This window comes from Polynucleobacter sp. 39-46-10, assembly GCF_002282275.1.
In genome coordinates this window covers 1-5,150 of sequence record NZ_NCJB01000160.1, presented here as the reverse complement: position 1 = coordinate 5,150, position 5,150 = coordinate 1, and the positions used below count along the sequence as shown (strand labels likewise).

Genomic DNA, 5,150 nt, shown 5'->3' with positions numbered 1-5,150 from the left:
ATGGACCTCATGTGGTTGCCCGTAGTCCATAGCTGGAGACTAAACGAGCGTCATTATGGCGCCCTCACTGGTTTAAACAAAGCTGAAACTGCTCAGCAGTATGGAGATGCCCAGGTTCATATTTGGCGCCGCTCCTACGATGTGCGTCCACCACTCTTAGAAAGGGGTGATGAACGTAATCCGCAGAATGATCGACGTTACGAAAAACTCAACACTTCCGATATTCCTTTGGGTGAGTGCCTTAAAGATAACGTCGAGCGTGTACTACCTCTTTGGAATGAATCTATTGCTCCCGCCCTCAAAGCAGGTAAGCGCGTATTAATTGTTGCGCACGGCAATAGCATCCGCTCTTTGATTAAATATCTCGACCAGGTTTCTGACGAAGATATTATGGAAATTAATGTCCCCAATGGCATCCCGCTTGTTTATGAGCTCGATGACAATCTCAAACCCATTCAACATTTTTATTTGGATTAAGGTAAAACAGAAGCATGCGCGTATTTTTCAAGAACTTTGCCCTAGTCTCTGTTGGCCTCATCGCCGGGGTTGCAGCCACTATCCAACTCTCTGCTACCGCCCAGCAGGGCACGACGCTACCTTTAGATGAGCTGCGCACACTATCGAACGTGTTTGCCCAAATCAAGCGTGAGTATGTTGAGCCAATTGAAGACAAGCAGTTACTAACTGATGCTGTTAAGGGCATGGTGAGCAGTCTTGATCCACACTCCACCTATCTTGATAAAAAAGATTTTTCTGAAATGCAAGAGCAAACAAGCGGCAAGTTCGCTGGCCTTGGCATTGAAATTACTTCAGAGGATGGTGTTGTTAAAGTACTCAACCCCATTGAAGACAGTCCTGCTGCGCGCGCTGGCCTACAAGCCGGGGACCTCATTACTCGCTTAGATGACAAGCCTGTTCGTGGCATGTCTCTGGATAAAGCGGTACGCACCATGCGGGGTACTCCGGGCACAAAAATTACTTTGACGGTCTTTCGCAAAAGTGAAGAGCGCAGCTTTCCGGTAACTATTACTCGCGCTGAAATTAAAGTGCAATCCGTCAAAGCCAAAATTTTGGACAACAATATCGCCTGGGTCAGGGTAACGAGCTTTCAAGAGCGTACCGTTCCTGACCTAGCAAAAAAATTAAGCGACCTTGCCACTCAAGACCCTAAGATGAAGGGCATCATTCTTGATCTCCGGAATAATGGTGGTGGCCTGTTACAAGGTGCTGTTGGTGTTGCAGCCGCCTTCTTACCGGCAGATGCCGTGATCGTCTCCACTAAAGGTCAGACAGCTGATTCAAAGCAGATATTCAATGCGACGCCAGCTATGTATCGCCTGAGTGAGCCTGGCGATCCTTTGGCTAGCGTACCTGCGATGTATAAAAAATTACCAATGGTCGTTTTAGTCAACGCCTACTCTGCTTCCGCCTCTGAAATTGTGGCTGGCGCATTACAGGATTACAAACGCGCCACCATTATCGGTAAAACCACTTTCGGTAAAGGCTCTGTTCAGACCGTCCGCCCCCTCACAAACGAGTCTGCATTAAAAATTACTACAGCCTACTACTACACACCGAGTGGCAAATCGATTCAAGCTTACGGTATTAAGCCTGACATCGCGGTTGATCAAAATAAAGATGGCGATCCCGATGATGTGCTGATTACTCGCGAGATCGACAGCGAGAAACATTTACGTAATAAGCAATCTTCAGAAGAAAAACTCGTTGCTGATCGTGAGAAGCGTCGCCTAGAAGAGTTACAACGCATTGAAGAAAAAAATGCCAAGAAGACTCCTGAAGAGAAAGAAAAAGAAAAGTCTAAGAAGCCTATCGAACTTGGTAGTGCAGATGACTTCATGCTTTCTCAAGCCGTTGCGTTTATTAATGGTGAGCCTGTAAAACGCTCAGCCTCCAAGCTAGAGTAGGTTCTAGCGATGGGGTACACACATGAATGATGAGCAGCTACTTCGCTACTCGCGGCATTTATTACTAGAAGAAATTGATGTTGCAGGCCAAGAAATATTGCTTGGTTCGCACATCCTCATCATTGGTGCTGGTGGCTTGGGAAGTGCTGCTGCGCCTTATCTAGCCGCAGCTGGTGTCGGAAAAATAACGCTTGTCGATCATGACAAAGTCGAGCTCACTAATTTACAGCGACAAATCATGCATGCCCAGAACTCCATTGGCAAAAGCAAGGTGGAATCTGGTAAACAATTTTTGCAAAGTATTAACCCCACTCTAACAATTAATGCAATTGCAGAGAAGGCAACTGATAATTTATTGAAAGACGTCTTGCCAGCAGTTCATCTTGTTCTAGATTGCACGGATAACTTTGCAACTCGTCAGCTCATTAATGCGGCTTGCTTTCGCCAAAAGGTGCCCCTTGTATCAGGATCAGCACTCAAATTTGACGGTCAACTAAGTGTCTTTGATTTTCGTCATGAAGCATCCCCTTGTTATGCCTGTCTTTTTTCTCCAGAAGATCAGTTTGAGGAAGTCAGCTGTGCCAGCATGGGTATCTTTTCCCCTCTGGTTGGCATTATTGGAGCGATGCAAGCAGCTCAAGCATTACAAGTATTGATTGGCTTTGGTCAGCCTTTAGTGGGGAGAATGTTACTTTGGAATGCGCTCAATACTCAAATTGATGAAATTCGCATTGCTAGAAATCCCGCATGCAAGGTTTGCGGCTCTCAGCATTAGGGACTTAAGAGAGCAAGCGCTCCAATGCTTTAGCCTGCTCCTCAGGCTCGTAGGCACGCAGAACTCTAGGGACGCGTGCTTTCAATAGACCTACATTTGCCTTCAAGATCTCGCGCTTAACTAATAACAGCTGGCTAAAGTGCATTGAGAAATCTGTCAGCCCGAGCGCGAGCAATAGCTTTGTTAACGCAGGATCTCCAGCCATCTCTCCACAAATGGCAACCGGCACATCTGCGCGCTTAGCTTGATCAATGATGCTTGATAGCAAATTCAAAATAGCGGGATGCAGGGGATCGTAAAGATGTGCAACTGCATGATCTGCGCGATCGATTGCTAAGGTGTACTGAATTAAATCATTCGTACCAATAGAAAGAAAATCGAATCGATTAATAAATAAGGGCAACATCAAAGCAGCTGCAGGAATTTCAATCATGGCACCAACTTGAATATTGGGATTAAATGCTTTACCGCGCTGATGTAATTGCTGCTTTGCTTTTTCAATTAATCTAAATGTTTCATCAATCTCTTTAGCGTGCGCCAACATGGGGATCATGATGCGCGCTTGACCATGGGCTGATGCGCGCAAGATAGCCCTGAGTTGCGTTAAAAAGATTTCAGGCTCAGTCAGGGACCAGCGGATCGCACGCAACCCCAGTGGTGATGCACCCGTTTGAGAAACATCACCTCCACCGCCCAAGGCCTTATCAGCACCAACGTCGATGGTTCTGATATTGACAGGCAAACCATGCATTAAATCGACCACGCGACGATATTCTTGATATTGCTGCTCTTCGTCTGGCAAGGCTTGCTTGCGATCCATAAATAGAAATTCAGAGCGGAATAAGCCGACACCCACGGCACCCAACTTCACTGCCTGAATGGCATCCTCAGGCAACTCAATATTGGCAAATAATTCAATCTGAACACGATCAGCAGTTTCTGTCTTGGCGTGCTTTAACTGCTTTAGCTTGCGGGCTTCTTTTAAGGCTTGAGCTTGTAGCTTTCGATACTCAGCAAGAAGCTGCTCATCAGGCGCAACAACGACAACCCCATGTTCCCCATCCAATACTAACCAATCGCCATGACGAATCATTTCACTGGCATGTCGCACACCAACTACCGCAGGGATCTCCATGCTGCGCGCAACAATAGCGGTATGAGAAGTCTTGCCACCCAGATCTGTCACAAACCCTGTAAAGGCATGCTCTTTGAAACGCAGCATGTCATGAGGGGCAATGTCGTGCGCAACAATAATTGACTCAATACCAATATCGCTTGCTGGTAAAAAATCAGCATCATGTAGAGGGTCTTTTTTCTGAGCATTCAACGCTTTGATTACGCGCTCTGCGACCTGTCTAATATCATTAGCACGCTCTTTTAAATACGCATCCTCAATATCAGAAAATTGTTCTAAAAGATCATTGAGTTCGGTTGTTAAAGCCCAAGCTGCATTTAATCTCTGAGTGCGAATCAATTTCATTGGCTTCTCAGCTAAAGCTGGATCTGCCAGAATCATGCCGTGTACATCCAAAAACGCAGCCATTTCTTGAGGCGCATCTTTAGGCAATCCTTGACGCAATTGCGTTAACTCAAGGCGCACTTGCTCAAAAGCATCCAATAACTTTTGAACCTCAGCCTCTTCTTTGCCAACTTCAACTAAATAATGACTAACCTCTAATGCTGCACGCGATATCAGGACGGCTTTGCCAATAGCAATGCCTTTAGATACTGCTATTCCGTGTAAAGCAAAAGTCACCCTTATTCGCCCTCGCCAAATCGATCATTGATCAATGCCGTTAAAGCTTGCATCGCCTCATCCTCTTTTTCGCCAACAGTCTCTAGAGTGACGGTGCTGCCAATCCCAGCGGCCAGCATCATGACACCCATAATGCTCTTGGCATTAATCTGACGTCCATTGCGGGATAAAAAGATTTCGCAGGGGAACTCGGCAGCAAGCTGGGATAACTTCGCAGATGCTCGAGCATGTAAGCCCAATTTGTTAATGATTTCGATTTCAGCAATAGGCATAGTGAGTCCTATTTCTCCGTAGTGACTTGCGGTGTTTTAGAGCCCAAACGCAAAATTCCATTTTGACCACCTAGAAGTGCTTTATGGGCAAGCTCTTCGAGCCCTTCACCACGATGAGAAATACAGCGCATCAGCATGGGTAGATTTAATCCGGCCAAGACAATCACGGGCGCATTTAAACCCGATAATGACCCCAAAGCTTCAAGCTTCGATGCCACATTTGCTGGGGTCGCGCCCATTACATCAGTCAATATTAAAACGCCTTGGCCCGTGTTGACGCCATATGCCGCTTTCAAGAGTCGGTCGAAGCTGGCTTTTGTATCTTCATGAGGCGGAATGTCGACAGCTCTTACTCTCTCTGGCGCTACACCAAATGCATGCTCAGCAAAACCCAGCATCGCACTTGCGACTGGAGTGTGAGC

General features: G+C 46.4%; 6 protein-coding genes. 3 read left to right on the top strand and 3 right to left on the bottom strand.

Features of this window, described 5'->3' with window-relative positions:
• The 3 genes from B7X71_RS11450 to moeB all read left to right on the top strand — a co-directional run.
• The coding region (locus tag B7X71_RS11450; RefSeq protein WP_293600784.1) for a 2,3-bisphosphoglycerate-dependent phosphoglycerate mutase at positions 1 to 477 on the top strand (477 nt) is incomplete at its 5' end.
• A gap of 14 nt (positions 478 to 491) precedes the next feature.
• A complete protein-coding gene (locus B7X71_RS11445; protein ID WP_293600783.1) occupies positions 492 to 1,925 on the top strand; it encodes a S41 family peptidase in 1,434 nt (477 codons plus the stop codon).
• A 22-nt stretch (positions 1,926 to 1,947) separates the two neighbouring features.
• A complete protein-coding gene (gene moeB / locus B7X71_RS11440) occupies positions 1,948 to 2,700 on the top strand; it encodes a molybdopterin-synthase adenylyltransferase MoeB (protein ID WP_215302159.1) in 753 nt (250 codons plus the stop codon).
• 4 nt (positions 2,701 to 2,704) lie between these two features.
• Here moeB and ptsP read toward each other — a convergent pair whose 3' ends face one another.
• The 3 genes from ptsP to B7X71_RS11425 form a co-directional block, all read right to left on the bottom strand.
• Entirely contained in the window at positions 2,705 to 4,456 is a 1,752-nt protein-coding gene (ptsP, locus tag B7X71_RS11435) for a phosphoenolpyruvate--protein phosphotransferase (RefSeq protein ID WP_293600782.1), read from the bottom strand.
• A gap of 2 nt (positions 4,457 to 4,458) precedes the next feature.
• Positions 4,459 to 4,728 (bottom strand): HPr family phosphocarrier protein, encoded by a 270-nt coding sequence (locus tag B7X71_RS11430; protein ID WP_215302161.1) that lies wholly within the window; start codon positions 4,726 to 4,728, stop codon positions 4,459 to 4,461.
• 8 nt (positions 4,729 to 4,736) lie between these two features.
• The coding region (locus B7X71_RS11425; RefSeq protein WP_293600781.1) for a PTS fructose transporter subunit IIA at positions 4,737 to 5,150 on the bottom strand (414 nt) is incomplete at its 5' end.

Coding starts and splice junctions, on each gene's coding strand:
- B7X71_RS11445 (WP_293600783.1), top strand. CDS start 492: ATGCGCGTATTTTTCAAGAACTTTGCCCTAGTCTCTGTTGGCCTCATC.
- moeB (WP_215302159.1), top strand. CDS start 1,948: ATGAATGATGAGCAGCTACTTCGCTACTCGCGGCATTTATTACTAGAA.
- B7X71_RS11430 (WP_215302161.1), bottom strand. CDS start 4,728: ATGCCTATTGCTGAAATCGAAATCATTAACAAATTGGGCTTACATGCT.